A 21315-nucleotide genomic window follows, 5' to 3' on the forward strand; every position below is an offset into this window, starting at 1 on the left:
GATGGCTGGAGGTGAGGCCAGATTTGGGGATGCACATGCCCTGGAACTGTGCCCGTCGTCAGCACTCCCACCTCGTCCCCATCACAGGAGCGTCATGCGTTACTCCCGCCTCGGCAACACCGGCCTCGAGGTCTCCGCGATCACCCTCGGCTGCATGAGTTGGGGACGCAACGACGCCGGATGGCACGACTGGGTCCTCGACGAGGGCGCGGCCCGCCCACTCATCACCGCTGCGTGGGAAGCAGGCGTCAACGTCTTCGACACCGCCAACGTCTACGCCGGCGGCACCAGCGAGGAGATCACCGGCAAGATCCTCTCCGAGATCGCGCCGCGCGAGGACGTCATCATCGCCACCAAGGTGCACGGGCGCACCCGCCCCGGCCCGAACGGCGTCGGCCTGTCTCGCGTCCACATCATGCGGGAGATCGACGCCTCCCTGAACCGACTGGGCACCGACCACGTCGACCTCTACCAGATCCACCGCTGGGACGACGCGACCCCCATCGAGGAGACGATGGAGGCCCTGCACGACGTCGTCAAGGCCGGCAAGGCCCGCTACATCGGTGCGTCGTCGATGTTCGCCTGGCAGTTCGCCAAGGCCCAGCACGTTGCCGAGAGCAACGGGTGGACCAAGTTCGTCTCCATGCAGAACCACTACAACCTCATCTACCGCGAGGAGGAGCGGGAGATGATCCCGCTCTGCGCCGACCAAGGCGTCGGCCTGCTGCCGTGGAGCCCGCTGGCCCGCGGCAAGCTGACCCGTCCGTGGGGGACCGAGACCAAGCGCAGCGCAGGCGACAACTGGGGCAAGAACCTCTACGTCGACGGCGACCGCACCATCGTCGAGACCGTCATCGCGATCGCCGAGGCCAGGGGAGTGGCACCCGCCCAGGTCGCGCTGGCCTGGGTGATGTCGCGTCCGCAGGTCGCGTCCCCGATCGTCGGGGTCACGAAGATGGCGCACCTGACCGACGCGATCGCTGCCGTCGACCTGGTCCTCACCGACGACGAGATCGCCCAGCTCGAGGCGCCGTACACGCCGCACGCGATCTCGGGCCACGGCCCCAACACGGTGCACGCCTCGCGCTGACCGCGCACCCGTACCCACGCCTCCCGAGGCCCGGGACGATCGATCCGCACCGGACGGTCGCCCCGGGCCTCGTTGCGTCCGGAGCGCGCAGGTCTGGTTGCGATCTGGTCACGGATCTTCCCGCCACGCTTCATGCGCTGTTCACTGCCGTGACGGCTGCCACAGTGAGACTCCGCTTGCAGCCCCGTTCTGAAAGACCTGGAGGAATGACGTGAAGATCCGGCACTCACTCGTCGCGGCAGCAGCAGCCGCGTCCCTGGCCCTCACCGCCTGCGCAGCCCCTGAGAAGGAGAAGGCCGACGACGACGGTGGCGCAGGTGGTGTCGCAGCGGCGAAGGCCACGTCGGTCGCCGACTTCGGCACCTTCGACGACCTCGTCAAGGCAGCCCAGGCCGAGGGCGAGCTCAACGTCATCGCGCTCCCCGAGGACTGGGCCAACTACGGCGAGATCATCGAGGAGTTCTCCGAGAAGTACGGCATCAAGGTCAACTCCGCCCAGCCCGACGCATCGAGTCAGGAGGAGATCAACGCCGCCGACCAGCTCAAGGGCACCAAGCGTGCCCCCGACGTCTTCGACCTCGGCCAGGCCGTCGCGCTGGCCAACACCGCGAAGTTCGCCCCCTACAAGGTGCAGACCTGGGACGACGTCCCCGACGCGTTCAAGGCCTCCGACGGCCTCTGGATCAACGACTACGGCGGCTACATGTCGATCGGCTACGACTCCTCCGTCGTCCCCGACGTCACCAGCGTCAAGGACCTCCTCAAGCCCGAGTTCAAGGGCAAGGTCGCCCTCAACGGCGACCCGACCCAGGCCGGTGCCGCGTTCTCCGGCGTCGTCATGGCCTCCCTGGCCAACGGCGGATCCGCCGACGACATCAAGCCCGGCGTCGACTTCTTCGCCGACCTCAAGAAGGCCGGCAACTTCCTCCCGCTCGACCCGACCCCCGCGACGATCGAGTCCGGCCAGACCCCCGTCGTCATCGACTGGGACTACAACAACGCCGCGATCGCCGACGAGGTCGACACCTGGAAGACCGTCGTCGTGCCCGAGGCAGCCGTGGCCGGCTACTACTTCCAGGCCATCAACGCCGACGCCCCGCACCCGGCCGCAGCCCGCCTCTGGCAGGAGTTCCTCTACAGCGACGAGGGACAGAACCTCTACCTCGAAGGTGGCGCCCGCCCCGTCCGTGCCGACGCGATGGTCGAGAGCGGCACCATCGACGCCGAGGACTGGGCCGCCCTGCCCCAGGTCTCCGGTGAGCCCGTCGTCGTGACCGACGAGCAGACCGCCAAGCTCGGTGAGTACCTCGCGGCCAACTGGGCCAAGGCAATCCGCTGACCGAGCCGCTCGTGACCACGAACCAGACACCCACCGCGACGGGTGGCCGCACCAGCGGTCGCCCGTCGCGGGGGCGTGCCGCGGCACCGGCCATCGGGCTCGTGCCGTTCGTCGTCTACATGACGATCTTCCTGGTGGTGCCCACCGTGACCGTCGTCGTCGGCGCCTTCCAAGGCCCCGACGGCGGTTTCTCGCTGGAGAAGATCAAGGCGCTGGGTGGCGAGACCGCGCTCGGTGCGTTGCGCGAGAGCCTCCTGCTCTCGGTCTCCTCCGCGCTGATCGGAGCAGTGGCCGGCGCCCTGCTCTGCTGGGCCGTGCTGGCCTCGCCGCCGGCGAGTCTGCTGCGCCGCGTCACGACGGCAGTCTGTGGTGTCCTGGCGCAGTTCGGTGGCGTCACCCTCGCGTTTGCGTGGGTCGCGACCCTCGGCTTCAACGGTCTGCTCACCGGCCTGCTGGCCGACGTCCTCGGGACCGACCCCAACGGCGCCTCCTGGCTCTACGGGCTCCCCGGTCTCGTCCTCGTCTACACCTACTTCCAGGTCCCGTTGATGGTGATCGTCTTCCTCCCTGCCCTCGAAGGCGTGCGGCCGCAGTGGCGTGAAGCCGCCGCCAACCTCGGTGCCTCGACCTGGCAGTACTGGTGGCAGGTCGGATTCCCGCTGCTGCGGCCGGCATTCCTGGGATCCGCGCTGCTGCTCTTCGCCAACGCGTTCGCCGCCTACGCCACCGCCGCTGCGCTCGTCAGTCAGGGATCGCCGATCACCCCGTTGCTGATCCGGGCCTCGCTCACCAGCGAGGTCGTCCTCGGACAGTCCGACTTCGGCTACGCCCTCGCCCTGCAGATGGTGCTCGTCGTCTCCGTCGTGATGGCCGCCTACGCATGGCTGCTGCGTCGCACCTCGAGGTGGTTGCAGTGAACAGGCGCAACGTCGACGGCACCCGGACGTCCTTCGGCGTGCGGCTCGCCCGTGGCCTCGTCCTGCTGGCGGCGCTGCTCTTCTTCGCCACCCCGCTGGTGGCGCTGCTCGACTTCTCCACCGCCGAACGCGACGGCTCCCGTTCGTGGGAAGCGTGGACGTCGTTGCTCGACGACCCGCTGATGGTCGACGCGATCGTCACCAGCCTGACGCTCGCCGGACTCACGGTCGTGCTGATGCTGGTGCTGCTCGTCCCCACGATGGTGTGGGTGCGTCTGCGGCTGCCGAAGGCCACCCGGTTCGTCGAGTTCATGTGCCTGCTGCCGCTCACCATCCCCGCCCTCGTCCTCGTCGTCGGCGTCACCAACGTCTTCACCTGGCTCACCTACTTCTTCGGTGACACGCCACTGGTGCTGACGTTCGCCTACGTCGTGCTGGTGCTGCCCTACGCCTACCGCGCCGTCGACGCCTCCCTCTCCGGGCTCGACACGACGACGCTGTCGGAAGCCGCCCGCTCGCTCGGGGCCGGATGGTGGACGGTGATCCTGCGCGTCGTCGTCCCCAACATCTGGCCCGGCGTCTTCGGTGCCGCGTTCATCTCGATCGCGCTCGTGCTGGGGGAGTACACCTTCGCCTCCCTGCTCAACTACGAGACGCTGCCCGTCGCCATCGTCCTGACCAGCAAGTCCGACGCGTCGCTGTCGATGGCCGCCTCCCTGGCCTCCATCCTCTTCGCGGCCGTGCTGCTGGTACTCCTGTCCCTCTTCGACCGCGGTCGACGCACCCAAGGAGGCTCCCGATGAACTCCACGCCCGGCGCAACCGTCCACACAGCCACCGCCGCCGAACGCGGACACCTGGTTGAACTCCGCGGCCTCGAACGCCACTTCGGTGAGGTCAAGGCCCTCGACGGCCTCGACCTCACCCTCACCCCCGGCGAGATGGTCGTCCTGCTCGGACCGTCCGGCTGCGGCAAGACCACTGCCCTGCGGATCCTCGCCGGACTCGACCGCCCCGACGCCGGACAGGTGCTCGTCGCCGGCAAGGACCTCACCTCCGTTCCGGCGAACCGCCGCGACATGGGGATGGTCTTCCAGGCCTACTCGCTCTTCCCGCACCTGACGGTCGTCGAGAACGTCGCCTTCGGACTCAAACTGCGCGGCCGCCGCAAGGCCGCACGCAAGCAGCGGGCCGGGGACATGCTCGACCTCGTCGGGCTCGGCGCACACCACGACCGTTACCCGTGGCAGCTCTCCGGAGGCCAACAGCAACGCGTCGCGCTGGCCCGGGCCCTCGCCTTCGAACCGTCGGTGCTCCTGCTCGACGAACCCCTCTCCGCGCTCGACGCGAAGGTGCGCGTCCAGTTGCGGGACGAGATCCGCCGGGTTCAGCAGGAGGTCGGCGCGACCACCCTCTTCGTCACCCACGACCAGGAGGAGGCCCTCGCCGTCGCCGACCGGGTGGGCGTCATGAACGCTGGGCGTCTCGAACAGCTCGCGACACCCGCCGACCTCTACGGTCGCCCGGCGACGCCGTTCGTCGGGCAGTTCGTGGGCCTCTCCAACCGGGTCCCGGTGGATCGCAACGGCGAGAGCGTGCGGGTCCTGGGAAGGCTGCTGCCGGTGCTGCCCGGATCGGTCGCTGGCCACGGTGACGCCCTGGTGCGCCCCGAGTGTCTCGACGTCACCGCGCAGCCCGACGGTGGCGCGGTGGTGGTGAACGTGGCGTTCTTGGGCTCGATCTCACGCGTCACGTGCCGCCTCGCCGACGACACCGAGGTGGTCGCCCAACTGCCCAGTGCCCAGGCCGCGCACCTGCGTCCGGGGGAGCGCGTTGAGGTGACCGTCTCCGACGCCCCGGTGATGGTGCTGCCGAGCAGCGCCGCTCCGGAGAGAGCGGCGGTGGTCTGAGCCGTCGAGCGTGCCGGGACACCTCGGTACCCTTGGGCTCATGCAGCCTGCCGATCCCTCGCACTACCGCGTCTCCGACGACGACCGTCACCGCGTCGCCGACCTGCTGCGCGACGCTGCGGGGGAGGGTCGCCTTGATCTCGACGAACTCGACGAACGGCTCGAAGCCGCCTACGCGGCGAAGGTGTACGCCGACCTGGTGCCGCTCACTGCCGACCTTCCTGCGGCTGGTGGTGTCGCGCCCGTCACGGTGCCCGGCATGCACGGCGTCGTCCAGACCTCTGCCACCGCGGCCTCCGCAATGCCTGCCGCCGTGCACTCGACGTCGTGGGCTGCACTGTCGGAGACCTCGCGCAAGGGCCTGTGGGACGTCCCCACGACCCACACCGCCACTGCGGTGATGGGCTCGGTCGTCCTTGACCTGCGCGAGGCCCGCTTCACCTCACCGGTCACCGTGATCACGGCCACCGCGGTGATGGGAGAGGTGTCGATCTACGTCAACGCCGGTACCCAGGTCATCGTCGACGGCACCGGGATCATGGGCGAGTTCAGCCAGGCGCGCGACAGGGTCCAGGCCGACATCGGCCCTGGGGCACCCGTCGTCCGGGTCAAGGGTGTCGCCCTCATGGGTGCCGTCACCGTGACCCGCAAGCGGATGCCCGGTGAGCCCGGCAAGCTCAAGAAGTGGCTCAACGGCTGAGTCCTGCCGGGGTCTCCTCGAGAACGGCTGCGACACGAGCCGAGTCCACCTAGGGTTGGGGTGTGGCGCACGTCACATCGTCCGTCACGGGGGTGCGGACGCACTCAGGGGCCGGTCCGAAGACCGGCCCCTGAGCCGTTCAGTGCCTGAGCGCGACCCGTGTGTGCGGGCCGGGCGGATCAGCCCTGGAAGTTGATCGCGGAGAAGTCCTTCATCTTGCCGAGCTGGTGCTCGGAGATGACCTGGCGGATCGTGCCCGAACGCGAACGCATGACGAGGGAGTGCGTGGTCGCGCCACCCTTGGCCTGGTAACGGACACCCTGCATGAGCTCGCCGTCGCTGATGCCGGTCGCGACGAAGAAGCAGTCGTCGCCCTTGACCAGGTCGTCGGTGTGCAGGACGAAGTTGGGGTCCAGGTTGTGGCCGGCGTCGAGGGCGCGCTGACGCTCCTCCTCGTCGGTCGGCCAGAGGCGACCCTGGATGACGCCGCCCAGAGCCTTCATGGCGCAGGCGGTGATGATGCCCTCCGGGGTGCCACCGATGCCGAGCATCAGGTCGACGCCGGTGTTGGGGCGGGCAGCCATGATGGCGCCGGCCACGTCACCGTCGGAGATGAACTTGATGCGAGCACCCGCGGCGCGGATCTCGGCGACCATCTCCTCGTGGCGGGGACGGTCCAGGATCACGACGGTGACGTCCTCGACGCGCTTGCCCTTGGCGCGGGCCACGGCGCGGATGTTCTCCGCGATGGGGAGGCGGATGTCGACCACGTCGGCGGCGTCGGCGCCAGTGACGAGCTTCTCCATGTAGAAGACGGCCGACGGGTCGTACATGGCGCCGCGCGGGGCGACGGCCATGACGGCGACGGCGTTGTTCATGCCCTTGGCGGTGAGGGTGGTGCCGTCGATCGGGTCGACGGCGACGTCGACCTCGGGACCGGTGCCGTCGCCGACCTGCTCGCCGTTGTAGAGCATCGGGGCGTTGTCCTTCTCGCCCTCGCCGATCACGACGACGCCGTTCATGGCGACCGAGGAGATCATGTGGCGCATGGCCTCGACCGCGACGCCGTCGGCGCCGTTCTTGTCGCCACGTCCCACCCAGCGACCGGCGGCCAGTGCGGCTGCCTCGGTCACACGGACAAGCTCCATCGCGAGGTTGCGGTCGGGTACGGACGGGTCAACAGTGGTCATGGCCGCGATTCTAGCGATGCAGGACGTACCGGGTGCAGGTGGTGGCAGAGGTGGTCTGCCAGGAGATCCGGCTGTCACACCCGACGTGACCTGCGGAACGTTTCCGACGTCGGTTCGGTGCGTTCCCAGCAGCCTGAGAGGATGGGCGGGTGAGCAACAAGTCGCGCAGTGGGTACGAGAGCTCTTTCGGAGGCCTCATCGGTGCCATGATCGTCATGGTGGCCCTGGTCCTCGTCTTCGTGGGTTACCGCGAACTCTTCCGTGAGGTGCCGGAGACCAAGCCGCAGCACATCGAGAACTGGCGCGAACTGGCCGACGCCTCCCAGGCCGAAGGACACCCGATCGCGGTGCCCGAGGTGCCGGAGGAGTGGCTGGTCACCAACATTCGTTTCGTGCCCTCGCTCAGCCCCACCTGGGACATCGCGATGCTCACCGGCGACGACAAGTTCGCCGGCGTCTTCCAGACCGACGACCGCCTCGACAACGTCATCGAGGAGCGTGTCGACAAGAACGCGCAGGAAGGCGAGCCCTTCACCGTCACCGGCGGTGACCTGGCCGGCGAGTGGCGCACCTTCACCGACAAGGGTGGCGACTACGCCCTGGCCCACGAGGACCGCAGCGGCGTCGTCCTGGTCTTCGGCTCCGCCGACGAGAAGGAGCTCCAGGACCTCGCCAACACCCTGCGGACCGCACCCGAGGGTGCCACGTCCCAGTCCCCGGCTCCGGCCGAGGAGACCCCGGCCCCCTGAGTTCAGTCCTCTGAACTCAGCTCGGCGCCGTCAGTCCTGGTCGGCGTCGATCGCAGCGTCGAGACGCTGACGCGCGCCGTCGAGCCACTCCTGGCACAGCGTCGCGAGCTTCTCGCCGCGCTCCCACAGCGCCAACGACTCATCCAACGTGGTGCCGCCCTGCTCCAGGGTCCGCACCACCCGCACGAGCTCTTCGCGAGCCTCCTCGTAGGAGAGCTCCGGAGCGGCGTCAGCGGTCTTCTTGGCGGGCATCAGGCGTCCTTGCTCTTGTTCGGCTCGGTCTGGTTCGGGTCTGGCTGGTCGGGGGAGTCGGTGCGTTCGGTGCCGGTGCGTTCGGTGCCGGTGCTCACCACGTGCACCCGGCCATCAGCCACGCGCACCTGCAGCACCGTGCCCTCGGGTGCGGCAGCCACCGAGGTGAGCACCTGGCCGGTGGCGTCCTGCACCACCGCGTAGCCGCGCCGCAAGGTCGCCAACGGGGACAGCGCCCGGGCGCGGGCGCGCTGGTGGTCGATCTCGTCGGCGGCGCGGTCGAGGCGGTGTGAGAGTTGACGTCGGGCCCGGTCGCGGAGCATCGAGACCTCGTCGAGGCGGGCGTCGAGCATCGTGCGCGGGTCCGCCATCGCGGGGCGTGACCGGAGCTGGTCGAGGAGCTGCTGTTCGCGGCCCACCACGTGCGTGACGCTGCGTCGCAGGCGGTCGCGGGCGGCGTCGACACCGGCGCGTTCCTCGGCGAAGTCGGGGACGACGCGCTTGGCGGCGTCGGTGGGGGTCGAGGCACGCACGTCGGCGACGAGGTCCAGCAAGGGCTGGTCGGGCTCGTGACCGATCGCGGAGACCAGCGGGGTGTGGATCGCGTGGACTGCCCGGACCAGACCCTCGTCGGAGAACGGGAGGAGGTCCTCGACCGAACCACCGCCACGGGCCACGACGATGACGTCGACCTCAGGGTGCGCGTCCAGCTTCTGCACCGCTGCGATCACCTCGGCAGCGGACCGGGTGCCCTGCATGGTGGCGTGCACGACCTCGAAGGTGACGGCCGGCCACCGGCGTCGGGCGTTCTCCAGGACGTCGCGTTCGGCGGCGGAGTTCGCGGCCGTCACCAGACCGACCCGTCGGGGGAGGAACGGCAGTCGACGCTTCAACTCAGGGGCGAAGAGGCCCTCGGCGGCCAGGATCTGTCGACGACGCTCCAGGCGTGCCAGCAGTTCGCCGAGCCCGACCATCCGGATCTCACGCGCAGCCAACGAGATCTGGCCGCGGTTGACGTAGTAGTTGGGCTTGGCGTGCACCACCACGCTGGCGCCCTCCACCAGCGGCGGGTTGAGGGCGTCGTACACGTGCCGGGGGCAGGTGACGGAGACGGAGATGTCGGCCGCGGAGTCGCGCAGGGTCATGAAGACCGTCTGCATCGTGGGGCGCCGCGTCACCTGGGTGACCTGCCCCTCCACCCACACCGCGCCGAGGCGGTCGATCCAGCCCGAGAGGGCGTTCGCAATCGTCCGGACCGGTGCCGGCTGCTCGAGGGAGGTCTCCAGTGCCACGTCGACGAGCCTAGTTGCGGACGCCGACAGTTCCGACGACGTCACGCCGGACCGCGCCTCGGCGGTGCGGGCAACGTGCCCGTCGTCCCCGTAGACTCGCCCCCATGAGCACCGATCTGGGCACCCCGACCGTCCTGTCGCCGGCAGAGGCCGAGAAGGCCGTCCTGCTGGCCGCTCCGCGCGGCTACTGCGCCGGCGTCGACCGCGCGGTCATCACGGTCGAGAAGGCGCTCGACCTCTACGGTGCCCCGGTCTACGTCCGCAAGCAGATCGTGCACAACAAGCACGTCGTGGCAACCCTGGAGGAGCGCGGCGCGATCTTCGTCGACGAGCTCACCGAGGTCCCCACCGGTGCCACCGTCGTCTTCTCCGCCCACGGCGTCTCCCCGGCGGTCCACGCCGAGGCTGCCGAGCGTTCGCTCAAGACGATCGACGCGACCTGCCCGCTGGTCACCAAGGTCCACCACGAGGCCCGCCGCTTCGCCGCCGAGGACTACGACATCCTCCTGATCGGTCACGCCGGTCACGAAGAGGTCGAGGGCACCGCGGGCGAGGCTCCCGAGCACATCCAGCTCGTCGAGTCGCCCGACGACGTCGCCAACATCGAGGTCCGCGACCCGGCCCGCGTCGCCTGGCTGTCGCAGACCACGCTCAGCGTCGACGAGACCCTGGCCACCGTCGCCGCGATCCGCGAGAAGTTCCCGCTGCTGCTCGACCCGCCGAGCGACGACATCTGCTACGCCACCCAGAACCGTCAGGTCGCGGTCAAGGAGATCTCTCCGGCTGCTGACCTCGTGATCGTGGTCGGTTCGCGCAACTCGTCCAACTCTGTCCGTCTGGTCGAGGTCGCCCTCGAGGCCGGCGCCAAGGCGTCGTACCTGGTCGACTACGCCCACGAGATCGACGAGGCCTGGCTCGACGGCGTGAAGACGGTCTCGGTCACCTCCGGTGCATCGGTGCCCGAGGAACTCGTCGAGGGCGTGCTCGCGTTCCTCTCCGAGCGCGGATTCCCTGACGCCCGCGCCGTGCACTCGGCCGAGGAGTCCCTGATCTTCGCCCTCCCGCCCGAGCTCCGCAAGGACATCCGCGCCGCGGAGAAGGCTGCCGCGGAGCGCGCCGCCCAGGCCTGAGCACTCTGGCCCGGCCGGAGCGGCCCGGCACTCCCGCACCACCCACCCCAGCTGAGAAGGACACCCTCATGGCCCGCTACCTCGACCTCCACCCCGAGAACCCGCAGGCCCGTCTGGTCACCCAGATCGTGGACCTCCTCAAGCAGGACGCCCTGATCGCGTTCCCCACCGACTCCGGCTACGCCCTGGGATGCCAGCTCGGCAACCGTGACGGCAAGGACCGGATCCTCAAGATCCGCGAGCTCGACGAGCGTCACCACTTCACGCTGCTGTGCTCCAACTTCGCCCAGCTCGGCAGCCTCGTGCAGCTCGACAACTCGGCGTTCCGTTCGGTGAAGTCGGCGACGCCGGGCCCGTACACGTTCATCCTCCCGGCCACCTCCGAGGTGCCCAAGCGCCTCATGCACGCCAAGAAGAAGACCGTCGGGGTGCGCATCCCGGAGCACCCCTTCGTCACGGCGCTGCTCGACGAGCTCGGCGAGCCTCTGCTGACCTCGACCCTGATCCTCCCCGGCGAGGAGGAGGCCCGCACCAGCGGTTGGGACATCAAGGAGGAGCTCGACCACGTCGTCGACGTCGTCGTCGAGTGCGGCGAGGTGGACGCCAAGCCGACCACCGTCGTCGACTGGAGCGAGGGCTACCCCGAGGTCGTGCGCATCGGCGCCGGCGACCCGGCCCGATTCGAGGGCTGACCTTCTCGTCGTTGCTTGGTTCAGCGGGGCTGGTTCAAGAAGGCACCGCCGCTGCGCCACTGCAGCACCAGCAGCGTGAGTGCGAACCCTGCCGCGAACCCGACGGCGTGGTGCGCCAGGCCGCTCACGAACGCCTGGGCCACACCGTCCTCGGGGTCAGCGATGATCCCGGGGTCCGTGATCGCGACCAGCAGCAGCATCGCGAACATCAGCACCGGCGGCATCGCGGCCGCGGGGTAGAACGCCCCGTGGCGGGCGCGCAACGCGAGCGCGAGGCAGATCCAGACGAAGCACAGGTCGAAGAACCAGGTGAGCGTCCCACCGGCCATCCAGTCGAAGACGACAGTCGTGAGGGTCAGGGCCGCTCCGAGCGCCCAAAGAGCCCGGCTCGAGTCCGTTCCGGGCTCGAGTTCGGGGTGGTCGAGGTACGTCGAGGCGTCGCGGGGGAGGTCGGACGGTACGGGCACGTGCACAAACTATGTGCTCGGCTCACGCTCCGTCGCGGTGACGCCCTGATTCGTCCGGTTCGAGGTGTTCGAAGAGGGCACTCTGACGCATCTCGAGGTCGGCGACGGTGAGTTCAGGAGCGCTCGGTTCGCGGGGGCTGCGGTCCACCTGGGAGAGCTCGCCCACGGGCTGCTCGACGACGCCGAGATCGGCGAACTTGCGGGCCGAGACCAGCACGCGGCCCTCCAAGGAACCGATTGCCTGGTTGTAGGCCTGCACGGCTGCGCCGAGGCTGCGTCCCATCTTGGAGAAGTGGTCGCCCATGGTCGCCAGACGTTGGTGCAGTTCCTGACCCAACTGCTGCACCTCCGCGACCTGGGCCGCGAGGGTCTCGTGGCGCCATCCGTGCGCGACGGTGCGCAGCAGCGCGATCAGCGTCGTCGGGGTGGCCAGGACGACGTTGCGCTCGGCGGCGTACTCCAACAGGTCACGCTGCTGGTCCAGTGCCACGGAGAGGAATGCCTCGGCCGGGACGAACATGACGACGAAGTCGGGGGTCTCGGTGAGCGCACGCCAGTACGCCTTCTCGCCGAGCTGGGTGACGTGGTTGCGTACCTGACGCGCGTGGCGCACCAGGTGGTGGGCGCGCAGCTCCTCGTCGTCGGCGTCTGTGGCGTCCATGAACGCGTCGAGCGGGACCTTCGCATCCACGACCACCTGACGTCCGCCGACGAGGTTGACCACCAGGTCAGGGCGCATCACGCCGTCGTCGATCCGGACCTGTTCACTGAAGTCGCAGCGGTCCACGAGCCCGGCCAGCTCGACGGCTCGGCGCAGGTGCATCTCGCCCCACGCGCCGCGGACCTGTGGCTTGCGCAGCGCCGTGGCCAGCGAGGCCGTCTCCTTGCGCAGCGTGTCGGTGCTGTGGAGCATGGAGCGCATCTGCGCATTGAACTCGCCCTGCCACTGAGCGCGTTCCTGCTCGAGGTCGCGCAGACGTGCCGCGAGCCGGTCGAGGCCGTCCTTCACCACGGCCTGGTCCGCGGCGCGCGCCTCGATCGCCTCGACGGCGACGTTCTCGGGGCCACGGCCACGTTGGGCCAACCAACCGATGACGACGCCGAGGGCGAGACCGATGGCGAGGCCGAGCAGCAACGTCAGCAGGGAAGCAGTGGTCATGGTCACATCGTGGGGCAGGGCGCCGACAACTTCGGACTCGGCCCCGACTCCACGTAGCTTCTCCTCCCATGGAGATCTCGCTCGCTGAAACCGATGAGTCGCGTCAGGAAGCCCAGGCGTTCTTCGAGCAGGCATTCCCGGGGGACTCCCGCATCGCCGTCCCGAGCATGGTCATGGACCTCATGTACCGCACGCTGCTGGTGCAGGTCCGTGACGACGAGGGACGTCTCGTGGGTGCCGCGATGAGCGTCGAGCCGCACCTGACCTCGGGTCTCGGTGTGCTGCCGCCCGAGTCGCGTCCGGCCGAACTGATCCGTGTTGCCGGCAAGGTCTCCGAGCTCGACCGAATCGCTGTCCTGCCCGAGTACCGCGGTCAGGGCCTGGGTGCGCAGATGATCGCGTTCCTGGAGCCGCTGCTCGCCGACCGTGGCGTCCAGACGTGGTTCGGTTCGGGCAACGAACGCGAGGACGTCGTGCCGCTGCGTCGTTTCTTCGAGCGCACCGACTTCACCGTGCTGACCGACGGCAAGAAGCTCCCGCCGTTCCACGGCCTCACCTGGTACCCCGAGACGCTGACCAACCCGCCGCTCTGGTTCTGGAAGAGCGTGAGCCGCTGACCCGCCGCGCACCAGTCAGAAGTGCTGCCGAAACGGACGTTTCGCAGCACTTCTGACTGGTGCGCGATCAGTCGGCGAGTTCGACGATGACGGGCGCGTGGTCGCTGGGAGTGCCCTCGCCGAGGGTGGGGTTGCGCTCGTCGACGTCGATCCACGCGTTCGTGACGCGGGCGTTCAGCGACGGCGAACCGAGCTGGAAGTCGATCCGCAGGCCACGGTTGCGCTCGAAACGGCTCCGGAAGTAGTCCCAGTACGTGTAGACGCCGGGCCCGGGCGTGTACGGGCCCGCCATGTCGACGTAGCCGTCGGCCTTGAAAGCCGCGAACGCCTCGCGCTCGGCGTCGGTCACGTGGGTCTTGCCGCGGAAGTCCTTCGGCTCGTAGACGTCGGCGTCGGTGGGGCAGACGTTCCAGTCGCCCACCAGAGCAGTCGGCTCGTCGAGCCAGCCCTGGGCGTTGGAGCGCAGCTTGGCGAGCCAGTCGAGCTTGTAGGCGTAGTGCGGGTCGTCGATCTTGCGACCGTTGGGGACGTAGAGCGACCAGATTCGAACGCCGCCGCAGAGCGCGCCGATGGCGCGGGCCTCCTGGGTCAGCGGATCGCCGAAACCGGGCATCTCGTCGAAGCCGACCCGGACGTCATCCAGTCCGACACGGCTGATGATCGCCACGCCGTTCCACTGGCTGTAGCCCGCCGCAGCGACCTCGTACCCCATCGACTCCAGGCCCATGGTCGGCAGCTGCTCGACCTTCGCCTTGGTCTCCTGGATCGCCAGGACGTCGATCTCGTGACGGGCCAGGAAGGCCTCGACACGGTCGATGCGGGTACGGAGAGAGTTGACGTTCCAGGTCGCGATACGCACCGGGTGAGCCTAGCCGCACGGCTCACCCGGTACACGTCAGCGAGCGAGGAAGGGAGCGGCCATCCCCGGGGTGCAGGCAGCCACCAGACGGATCGCGGTGGCCTCGTCGACGTCGAGGATCTGCACCGACTCCGAGCCAGCCGCGGTGGTCGCGGTGAGCGTGCAGAGACCGAGACGACGCTGGAACCACGTGCGGTCGACGTTCCAGCCGATGATCCCGTCGAGCTCCAGCACGGTGCGGGTGCGGGTGGTCGTACCGCTGCCCGCGACGAGGTGCTCGCCGCTGATCGCATGGCCCAGGTGGGCGTAGCCGAGCTGGGCTCGCCAGACGGCCACCGGTGCCCACAGCAGAGCGGGAATCATCAGGACCCACACCGGCATGCCGATCTCGGCGAAGTCATCGTCGAGGGAGAGCAGACGGTGTGCCACCACGCCGGCCACGAGCAGGAAGAGCGTGAACCACTGCTGGCGCAGGTGGGACCGCCGCCGTGCCGCCGGGCCGTGCTGGAGGAGTGCGACCTGCATCGGGTCGGCTGCGGTGAGGATCTCGCCGCCGATCCGGCGGGCCACGCCGGTGGGCGCCTGGGGCAGCACGCGGGTGGTTCCCTCCGAGCCGACACCGGTGGCGAGGGTGAAGAGGTTGGCGCCCTTGACCGGACGAAGGAGCAGAGGCTCCTGCAGTTCCACGCCGCGGATCCGCTTCTCCTCGACGCTGATCGAGCGGGTGTTCAGCAGGCCGTGCGACAGGGTGAGAGTGCCGCGGTCGCTGGTGAGGTGCAGCCCCCACCACTGCACCACGTACCCGACCACCGACAGCAGCAGCCAGGCGAGCACGACTCCGACGACGATCGAGACCACCAGGAGAACGGCGCCGGCCTCGGCCGCGCGTGCGGCCTGGTCGTCCAGCGAGTCGAGGACCGACGCGGGGATGACGTTCTCGCTGAGGATCTGGAACGCGAAACCGACCACGGCTGCGACCACGGCCATGCGGGTCAGGTCGAAGGGCGCGAACCGAAGCCACGTCCAGTCGATCGTGGCCAGGACGCGTGCGGGAGCGGCAGCGGATGTCTGCGGGGGTGCTGCTGCGTCGGCCGTGGCGGTGCCGGGATCGATGATGCCTGCGTCGTCGGGAACCGTCGTCGGAACGGAGGTGGCCGGGGTCTGCGCGGCCTCGCGGCGAGCCAGCAGGAACACCCGCAGGGCCTCGGCGCGGGAGGCCTCCATGCCGTTGAGCTCGATCCGGTCGTCGTCGACGCCGGTGCCGATCTTGATGTTGCGCAGACCGAGGATCCGGTGGAGGACGTTCGCGTCGAGGTCGACGCTGCGGATCCGTTCCAGCGGTGCGGAGAGGATGTTGGTGGACAGGATTCCGGTGCGGAACTGGAGACGGGTGTCGGTGACCCGGAACCGGTGAGTGAACCACGGGACGATCGCGCCCAGGGTCCCGATCACGACCACGCCGCCCATCAGGACGACGATCCACCACTCGCCGGAGGACGCTCCGAAGACGAGTGCGATCAGCGGGAAGAGCATCGACTTGAGCGCGCTGAGGGGGTCGAGCAGCAGCTTCTTGGCCGAGAGACGTTCCCAGCCTTCGTCGTCACCGGGGTCCGGAGCGCCCCAGAGGGGCAGCTGCTTCTCGGGGCCCTGCGCAGCGGTGACCCAGGTGTCCTGCGGGAGGTCGGCGGGGCGGTCGGCGGGTAGACCGACCGGAGGGTGGACGGGGGAGACGCCCTCTGTGTGCGGGTCGGCGTGCGGGTCGTTCACGTCGCGTCGCCCTCGCTCGCAGCCGTCAGGGCGGTGAGGCGGGCGACGACCTCGCGGGCCACGTCGTCGTCGAGGCAGTCCAGGGAGATGGAGCCGGCCGAGGAGGCGGTGGTGACGGTCACCGAGGTCAGGCCGAAGCGGCGCATCACGAACCCGCGGCTGGTGTCGACGGTCTGGATCCGGTTGACCGGGGCGATCCGGGAGTCGCGGTCGATGAATCCGCTCAGGGTGTGCACGGCGACGTCGTCGACCTCCCACCGGTGGACGCGGTGGCGGACCTGCGGGGCGATGAAGACCTCCACCAGGCACCAGACGACGATCAGGGCCAGCAGTGCAGTGGCCCACCACGTACCGGCGAAGAAGATGACGTAGACCGGCACGAGGACGGCCAGCACCACCACGGAGACGATCGTGTTGACCACGCGCCAGTACTTCACCGCGTGCGGACTGACCCGGTGAGCGGGGTCGCGCAGACCCACCGGCAAGAGCGGTGCGGCGTCGGGAATGACGTCGGGAGTGGCGGCGGGTGTCGGTGCAGACGTCGGCTCGGGCGTCGTCCTGGGGGTCTCGTCGTTCACGGCCCCACCTTGGCACACGCCTGAGACAGCTTCGTGACCTCGTGTCACGCGTCGGTGGGGAGGGAGCGGGATTGGGCACCCCCGTGGCCCCCACCTAGACTCGCGGGCGTGGCTCTCACCATCGGAATCGTCGGACTCCCCAACGCGGGCAAGTCGACCCTCTTCAACGCCCTGACCAAGAACGACGTCCTCGCGGCGAACTACCCGTTCGCAACCATCGAGCCGAACGTCGGCGTCGTCGGTGTGCCGGACGAGCGTCTCGCCCAGCTCGCGGAGATCTTCGGCTCGGAGAAGATCCTTCCCGCGACCGTCGAGTTCGTCGACATCGCCGGCATCGTCCGTGGTGCTTCGCAGGGTGAGGGTCTGGGCAACAAGTTCCTGTCCCACATCCGCGAGTCCTCGGCGATCTGCCAGGTGACGCGCGTCTTCCGCGACGAGGACGTCACCCACGTCGACGGCGAGGTGAACCCCGGCAACGACATCTCCACCATCCAGACCGAGCTGATCCTGGCCGACCTGGAGACCGTGGAGAAGTCGATCGTGCGTCTCGACAAGGAGTCCCGCAAGAACAAGGAACTCGTCGCCAACTTCGAGGCGGCCAAGGCTGCCAAGGAGGCGCTGGAGTCGGGCACCCCGATCATCGCCACCGACATCGACCGCGACCTGCTGCGTGAGCTCTCCCTGCTCACCGCGAAGCCGTTCATCTACGTCTTCAACTGCGACACCGACGAGCTCTCCGACGAGCCCCTCAAGGACAAGATGCGTGAGCTCGTCGCTCCCGCCGAGGCGATCTTCCTGGACGCCAAGTTCGAGTCCGAGCTGATCGACCTCGACGACGAGGAGTACGCCGAGTTCATGGCGGACGCCGGCATCACCGAGCCCGGCCTCGACACCCTGGCCCGCGTCGGCTTCGACACCCTCGGTCTGCAGACCTACCTGACCGCAGGCCCGAAGGAGACTCGCGCCTGGACGATCAAGAAGGGCGCGACCGCTCCTGAGGCAGCTGGTGTGATCCACACCGACTTCCAGAAGGGCTTCATCAAGGCCGAGATCGTCTCCTTCGACGACCTCAAGGCCGCGGGCACCATGGCCAAGGCCAAGGAGGCCGGCAAGGTCCGCATGGAGGGCAAGGACTACGTCATGGTCGACGGCGACGTCGTGGAGTTCCGCTTCAACGTCTGAACCCTCACCCACGTACAACGCCGAAACTCCCGGTCACCTGGTGGCCGGGAGTTCGTAGCTTTCACCGACGGCGGTGTTGTTCCTCAGGCGCGGCCGCGCTCGTCCACCGGCCGTGCACGGTACGTTCGCCAAGCCGCGAGCAGGTCCTCGCGCGAGCCGCCGGGGTGAGTGGCGTGCCAGGCGCGGGTGAAGCGGTTGTACTCGAACTGTGCGTCGATCTCTCGCGAGTGCTGATCACGGGTCGCGCGGTGGTGGTCGAGCGCGTCCTGCAGGGTCTGGGTGCCGTCGGTCTCGGCGAAGAAGGCGCGCATCGCGGCGTCGAATCTGAAACCGTCGCCGGTCTGCTCGACGAACCAGGCTCGTACCGCTTGGCTGCAGCGTTGTCCGCGAGGGATCACGGTAGCGGCCGTCAACGGGCCGCTCAGGTGGGCCTGCCCGACGCGCTTCGGTGAGGCAGGTTCGGCGAACGGCTCGCCGTCCAACCTCGCCGTGATCCGCGCCGCCAGCAGTTCCTTGCTGCCGGACGCCCTGATCCCGAGGTGCCTGGCGAGCTCCGCCAACTCGCCCTTCAGCCAGTACCACCGGCGCAGTTCGGTTCCGCTCAGGACGTTGCTCGGGGCCGGGCGCTGCGGATCCATCATGGAGCAGCAGTCTAGGGGTGGCGGGCCGGGGCGCGCGGTCGGCTGTGGGCCTGACCGCCCCCTCTGCTGTGAATGGCCCTCAGCCCCTCTGGTGAGAGCTCGGGCTGTTCTTCAGTGTCTTCATGAGCACGGCGGAATCAAGGGTGTTTGCTGGTGGACTGCCCGCGTGAATCCGCGCCATAGACGGTGCTTGGCGGTGGAACGTGGTGGAGTTCTGCTTCAACGTCTGACCCTGTCGGGGCCGTCACGCGTTGACGAGGGAACTCCTGATGGATGTTGTGGGGGCCGAACGTACGCTCGGCCCCCACTTCTTTTTGGGCCAGGCCTCGCTGCCTCTGCCGCGGTGAGCGCACCGCGGCCTGGACGCGACGCTGCTTCGGAGCCAGCTGGGCGAACCCGGTCAGGTCGAGTTCTGCCACACCAGATGGGAAGCAGTGTTGTTGCTAGTAGTGAACTCGGTGGCCGTGGGATTGAGCAGCAACTTCATGTCGATGTATCGGGCAGTGGGTTTGTTCGCCCAGGCCGAGGGGGTGAGGAGGACGGTGAAGGTGTGCGACCGGGACGGGGCGAGCACCACGGGGGGCAACGGGGCGTTCACTCTCATCACCGGGATACTGCTGCCCGGGGGCATGAAAAGGAATGACTCCTTTCGGTCACCGGGGGACGTCCCCAGAACGGCAGTGAGGGTTCCGCTCAGGTAGGGCATGTCCACCTGCACCATGCCGGTGTTGTCCGAGATGTCGTGTTCCATCTGGCCCATGTTCGTGATGGTGACGGTGGTGCTCACGGGCGCGGTGCCGGTGGTGATCGTGGGGCCGCTGATGGTGATCGCCAAGTCCTTGGGTGCTAGCGACACGTGGGCGCTGTTATTGCCCGGGGAGTCGTCCCGGTTGCCTGAGGGCACGATGCTCGCATTCACCTGGAGTGGGGGAACGTTGGGCTGGGTGGCGCGGTAGACCAGCGATAGAACGGCATGCCTCGCCTGGCCCATCGGGAGTGTGGAGGTGACGAGAAACGCCTCGGCCGTACTTCCCTGTTCGGTCCATCCCGTGGGCAGAGTGCCCAACGTCAGCGTGCCTTCATTGGTGCCTGGTTTGGCGATGCGAACTAGCACGGGCCCGGCCGTCGGGGAGGTCCCGTAGTAGGAGACCCTGAACTGCACCGAGGTGTCCTGGTTCGGCACGACCCTGACAGGGGAGGTGACGGCAGAGATTGACACGTCCCCGGAGGAGGCCGCGAAGGCCGGCGCAGCCGTTGCGACGGCGACGGCGGGAACGGTCCAAGCAGCCGTCCTCACCACTGCGCGACGGGTCAAAGGGGCTGGGGCGTTGGTCATCGAGGCTCCGAATCGGTTGACATGGGCTGGGCAAACCTCCACGAGGTGCATCCGGCGGTGGTTGAGGCGGGAAAGGTCCAGTTCGTCTGGTGGCGCAGTCTCACGGCTCGGGAGTGCGACGGGGTGTTCGGGCCCGTCGTGGGTCCGAGTGACGAGGGTCCGCAGCAGAGGCCCTGGACACTTTCGCAGTGCGAGGGGCTCGGTGGCGGCTCACAGGGCGCCGCGAAGGGCGACCGGTCGGCTGGACGAGGCATCTTTCCCCACGTGGTTACAATCAGGCGGCAAGCATCGTGGACTTCGCGTGCTTTTGTCCTGCGTTTGAAGAACTGCGGGTGGGGTGAACGGGCGCAGGGTGCGCTCGAGTCGCGCCGGGCGATGTTTCGTGCGGCTGCTGAACCTTTGATCCACTCCACTCAGCCGATGCCGCCACGGCCGTGCGCAGCGCGACCCCTCGACGTGGCAGCTATCCGAGCCTCGGGTTGGGCCTGGGCGGCAGGGTGAGACGCGCATCACGTGGCCCCCGCCGGCTGCCCGGGCTCGCTACGGTGCAGGAACGGCACCGACGTGAAGGGAGACACCCATGCCCTTGAGTCCTTCAACGATGACCCTGCACGGCCACGAACTCTCCTACCTCGACAAGGGCGACGGCCCGGTGGTGCTGTTCGTCCACGGCATCCTCGGCTCGCAGCACAACTGGGCCCGACTGATCGACCTGATCGACGACACCCAACGTGTCGTCGTCCCCGACCTGCTCGGTCACGGACAGTCCGACAAGCCGATGGGCGACTACTCCCTCAGCTCGCACGCCGCGACCCTGCGCGACCTCCTGGACCGGCTCGGGATCGAGACCGTCACCCTCGTGGGGCACTCGCTCGGGGGCGGCATCGCGATGCAGTTCTTCTACCTCTTCCCTGAACGCGTCGAGCGGCTCGTCCTGGTCTCCAGCGGCGGCCTGGGGCGGGAGGTCAGTCTGTCGTTGCGGGCTGCCACCCTGCCCGGGGCCGAGCAGGTGCTCGGTGTCGTGGCCTCGGACTGGACGACGTCCCGGCTCGAGAAACTCGCTGGGCTGGCCGGCAAGGTCGGGTGGAAGCCGGCGGTCGACGTCAACGCCACCTGGCGTGGATTCCGGTCGCTGGGCGACCGCGAGAGCCGCAGGGCGTTCCTGGCCACCGCACGAGCCGTCATCGACCTGGGAGGGCAGACGGTCAGTGCCCACCGGCATCTCCTCGACGTGCAGCCACCGCCGACGCTGGTGGTGTGGGGTTCCAAGGATCGGGTGATCCCGGTCGACCACGCGCTCAACGCGCAGGAGTCCGTGCCGCAGGCGCGGGTCGAGATCTTCGACGGCGCTGGACACTTCCCGCACCTCGACGACCCCACCCGTTTCGCGGCGCTGCTGCGGGAGTTCGTCACCGCCACCTGAGAACCTGACGGGGGATGACCGCTCAC

The 21315-nt window shown here is 68.8% G+C and carries 22 protein-coding genes; 12 read left to right on the forward strand and 10 right to left on the reverse strand.

Annotated elements, in window-relative coordinates; translation table 11 throughout:
- Positions 1 to 94: 94 nt before the first annotated feature.
- From EOV43_RS03380 to EOV43_RS03405, 6 genes are all read left to right on the forward strand, one after another.
- Positions 95 to 1090, forward strand: a complete 996-nt coding sequence (locus tag EOV43_RS03380) for an aldo/keto reductase (protein WP_128219681.1) — start codon at positions 95 to 97, stop codon at positions 1088 to 1090.
- A 211-nt stretch (positions 1091 to 1301) separates the two neighbouring features.
- A complete protein-coding gene (locus EOV43_RS03385) occupies positions 1302 to 2429 on the forward strand; it encodes an ABC transporter substrate-binding protein (protein ID WP_128219682.1) in 1128 nt (375 codons plus the stop codon).
- 11 nt (positions 2430 to 2440) lie between these two features.
- Positions 2441 to 3346: an ABC transporter permease gene (locus EOV43_RS03390; RefSeq protein WP_239022208.1), complete on the forward strand. Its 906-nt coding sequence runs from the start codon at positions 2441 to 2443 to the stop codon at positions 3344 to 3346.
- A complete protein-coding gene (locus tag EOV43_RS03395; RefSeq protein WP_239022209.1) occupies positions 3343 to 4149 on the forward strand; it encodes an ABC transporter permease in 807 nt (268 codons plus the stop codon). Before EOV43_RS03390 ends, EOV43_RS03395 begins: the two co-directional genes overlap by 4 nt.
- The gene (locus EOV43_RS03400) at positions 4146 to 5255 is read left to right on the forward strand and encodes an ABC transporter ATP-binding protein (protein ID WP_128219684.1); all 1110 of its coding nucleotides are present in this window, start codon (positions 4146 to 4148) and stop codon (positions 5253 to 5255) included. Before EOV43_RS03395 ends, EOV43_RS03400 begins: the two co-directional genes overlap by 4 nt.
- A gap of 40 nt (positions 5256 to 5295) precedes the next feature.
- Entirely contained in the window at positions 5296 to 5955 is a 660-nt protein-coding gene (locus EOV43_RS03405; RefSeq protein WP_128219685.1) for a DUF1707 SHOCT-like domain-containing protein, read from the forward strand.
- Between the two features lie 179 nt (positions 5956 to 6134).
- On the opposite strand, the gene glpX is transcribed toward EOV43_RS03405, so the two are convergent.
- A complete protein-coding gene (glpX, locus tag EOV43_RS03410) occupies positions 6135 to 7145 on the reverse strand; it encodes a class II fructose-bisphosphatase (RefSeq protein ID WP_128219686.1) in 1011 nt (336 codons plus the stop codon).
- Positions 7146 to 7294: 149 nt separating this feature from the next.
- Between glpX and EOV43_RS03415 the strand changes: the two genes are divergently transcribed.
- The gene (locus EOV43_RS03415; RefSeq protein ID WP_128219687.1) at positions 7295 to 7894 is read left to right on the forward strand and encodes a DUF4245 family protein; all 600 of its coding nucleotides are present in this window, start codon (positions 7295 to 7297) and stop codon (positions 7892 to 7894) included.
- A 30-nt stretch (positions 7895 to 7924) separates the two neighbouring features.
- Here EOV43_RS03415 and EOV43_RS03420 read toward each other — a convergent pair whose 3' ends face one another.
- Positions 7925 to 8146, reverse strand: coding sequence for an exodeoxyribonuclease VII small subunit (locus tag EOV43_RS03420; RefSeq protein WP_128219688.1), 222 nt, complete (start codon positions 8144 to 8146; stop codon positions 7925 to 7927).
- Entirely contained in the window at positions 8146 to 9438 is a 1293-nt protein-coding gene (xseA, locus tag EOV43_RS03425) for an exodeoxyribonuclease VII large subunit (protein WP_128219689.1), read from the reverse strand. The genes EOV43_RS03420 and xseA overlap by 1 nt, the downstream gene beginning before the upstream one ends.
- 104 nt (positions 9439 to 9542) lie before the next feature.
- Here xseA and EOV43_RS03430 point away from each other — a divergent pair, with 104 nt between their 5' ends.
- Positions 9543 to 10568 (forward strand): 4-hydroxy-3-methylbut-2-enyl diphosphate reductase, encoded by a 1026-nt coding sequence (locus EOV43_RS03430; protein WP_128219690.1) that lies wholly within the window; start codon positions 9543 to 9545, stop codon positions 10566 to 10568.
- Positions 10569 to 10636: 68 nt separating this feature from the next.
- On the forward strand, positions 10637 to 11260 hold the full coding sequence (locus EOV43_RS03435; RefSeq protein WP_128219691.1) for an L-threonylcarbamoyladenylate synthase: 624 nt from the start codon (positions 10637 to 10639) through the stop codon (positions 11258 to 11260).
- A gap of 20 nt (positions 11261 to 11280) precedes the next feature.
- Here the strand turns inward: EOV43_RS03435 and EOV43_RS03440 are convergent, their stop codons facing one another.
- Together EOV43_RS03440 and EOV43_RS03445 are read right to left on the reverse strand one after the other, a co-directional pair.
- On the reverse strand, positions 11281 to 11727 hold the full coding sequence (locus EOV43_RS03440) for a DUF6542 domain-containing protein (protein WP_128219692.1): 447 nt from the start codon (positions 11725 to 11727) through the stop codon (positions 11281 to 11283).
- A gap of 22 nt (positions 11728 to 11749) precedes the next feature.
- Positions 11750 to 12886 (reverse strand): DNA recombination protein RmuC, encoded by a 1137-nt coding sequence (locus EOV43_RS03445; protein WP_128219693.1) that lies wholly within the window; start codon positions 12884 to 12886, stop codon positions 11750 to 11752.
- A 68-nt stretch (positions 12887 to 12954) separates the two neighbouring features.
- On the opposite strand from EOV43_RS03445, the gene EOV43_RS03450 reads away from it, so the two are divergent.
- Positions 12955 to 13503 carry a GNAT family N-acetyltransferase gene (locus tag EOV43_RS03450; RefSeq protein ID WP_128219694.1) on the forward strand — a complete coding sequence of 183 codons (549 nt, stop codon included), beginning with the start codon at positions 12955 to 12957 and terminating at the stop codon, positions 13501 to 13503.
- Between the two features lie 67 nt (positions 13504 to 13570).
- On the opposite strand, the gene EOV43_RS03455 is transcribed toward EOV43_RS03450, so the two are convergent.
- Genes EOV43_RS03455 through EOV43_RS15305 form a run of 3 tightly spaced genes read right to left on the reverse strand, consistent with a single transcriptional unit; the run spans position 13571 to position 16707 of the window.
- A complete protein-coding gene (locus EOV43_RS03455) occupies positions 13571 to 14362 on the reverse strand; it encodes an exodeoxyribonuclease III (protein WP_128219695.1) in 792 nt (263 codons plus the stop codon).
- Positions 14363 to 14398: 36 nt separating this feature from the next.
- The gene (locus tag EOV43_RS03460) at positions 14399 to 16129 is read right to left on the reverse strand and encodes a PH domain-containing protein (RefSeq protein WP_128219696.1); all 1731 of its coding nucleotides are present in this window, start codon (positions 16127 to 16129) and stop codon (positions 14399 to 14401) included.
- Positions 16126 to 16707, reverse strand: a complete 582-nt coding sequence (locus tag EOV43_RS15305; protein ID WP_164878640.1) for a PH domain-containing protein — start codon at positions 16705 to 16707, stop codon at positions 16126 to 16128. The genes EOV43_RS03460 and EOV43_RS15305 overlap by 4 nt, the downstream gene beginning before the upstream one ends.
- 108 nt (positions 16708 to 16815) lie before the next feature.
- Between EOV43_RS15305 and ychF the strand changes: the two genes are divergently transcribed.
- On the forward strand, positions 16816 to 17889 hold the full coding sequence (ychF, locus tag EOV43_RS03470; protein WP_128219698.1) for a redox-regulated ATPase YchF: 1074 nt from the start codon (positions 16816 to 16818) through the stop codon (positions 17887 to 17889).
- A gap of 83 nt (positions 17890 to 17972) precedes the next feature.
- Here the strand turns inward: ychF and EOV43_RS03475 are convergent, their stop codons facing one another.
- The gene (locus tag EOV43_RS03475; RefSeq protein WP_128219699.1) at positions 17973 to 18530 is read right to left on the reverse strand and encodes a DUF6434 domain-containing protein; all 558 of its coding nucleotides are present in this window, start codon (positions 18528 to 18530) and stop codon (positions 17973 to 17975) included.
- Between the two features lie 400 nt (positions 18531 to 18930).
- Positions 18931 to 19866 carry a hypothetical protein gene (locus tag EOV43_RS03480; RefSeq protein WP_128219700.1) on the reverse strand — a complete coding sequence of 312 codons (936 nt, stop codon included), beginning with the start codon at positions 19864 to 19866 and terminating at the stop codon, positions 18931 to 18933.
- A gap of 580 nt (positions 19867 to 20446) precedes the next feature.
- Between EOV43_RS03480 and EOV43_RS03485 the strand changes: the two genes are divergently transcribed.
- Positions 20447 to 21289, forward strand: coding sequence for an alpha/beta fold hydrolase (locus EOV43_RS03485; protein WP_128219701.1), 843 nt, complete (start codon positions 20447 to 20449; stop codon positions 21287 to 21289).
- Positions 21290 to 21315: the final 26 nt, after the last annotated feature.

It is taken from the genome of Nocardioides yefusunii (assembly GCF_004014875.1).
Lineage (GTDB): Bacteria > Actinomycetota > Actinomycetes > Propionibacteriales > Nocardioidaceae > Nocardioides > Nocardioides yefusunii.

Bases quoted from the DNA above. Each gene is read 5' to 3' on its own strand.
- EOV43_RS03380 (WP_128219681.1), top strand. From the start codon at position 95: ATGCGTTACTCCCGCCTCGGCAACACCGGCCTCGAGGTCTCCGCGATC.
- EOV43_RS03400 (WP_128219684.1), top strand. From the start codon at position 4,146: ATGAACTCCACGCCCGGCGCAACCGTCCACACAGCCACCGCCGCCGAA.
- EOV43_RS03405 (WP_128219685.1), top strand. From the start codon at position 5,296: ATGCAGCCTGCCGATCCCTCGCACTACCGCGTCTCCGACGACGACCGT.
- glpX (WP_128219686.1), bottom strand. From the start codon at position 7,145: ATGACCACTGTTGACCCGTCCGTACCCGACCGCAACCTCGCGATGGAG.
- EOV43_RS03420 (WP_128219688.1), bottom strand. From the start codon at position 8,146: ATGCCCGCCAAGAAGACCGCTGACGCCGCTCCGGAGCTCTCCTACGAG.
- EOV43_RS03430 (WP_128219690.1), top strand. From the start codon at position 9,543: ATGAGCACCGATCTGGGCACCCCGACCGTCCTGTCGCCGGCAGAGGCC.
- EOV43_RS03435 (WP_128219691.1), top strand. From the start codon at position 10,637: ATGGCCCGCTACCTCGACCTCCACCCCGAGAACCCGCAGGCCCGTCTG.
- EOV43_RS03445 (WP_128219693.1), bottom strand. From the start codon at position 12,886: ATGACCACTGCTTCCCTGCTGACGTTGCTGCTCGGCCTCGCCATCGGT.
- EOV43_RS03450 (WP_128219694.1), top strand. From the start codon at position 12,955: ATGGAGATCTCGCTCGCTGAAACCGATGAGTCGCGTCAGGAAGCCCAG.
- EOV43_RS03475 (WP_128219699.1), bottom strand. From the start codon at position 18,530: ATGATGGATCCGCAGCGCCCGGCCCCGAGCAACGTCCTGAGCGGAACC.
- EOV43_RS03480 (WP_128219700.1), bottom strand. From the start codon at position 19,866: ATGACCAACGCCCCAGCCCCTTTGACCCGTCGCGCAGTGGTGAGGACG.
- EOV43_RS03485 (WP_128219701.1), top strand. From the start codon at position 20,447: ATGCCCTTGAGTCCTTCAACGATGACCCTGCACGGCCACGAACTCTCC.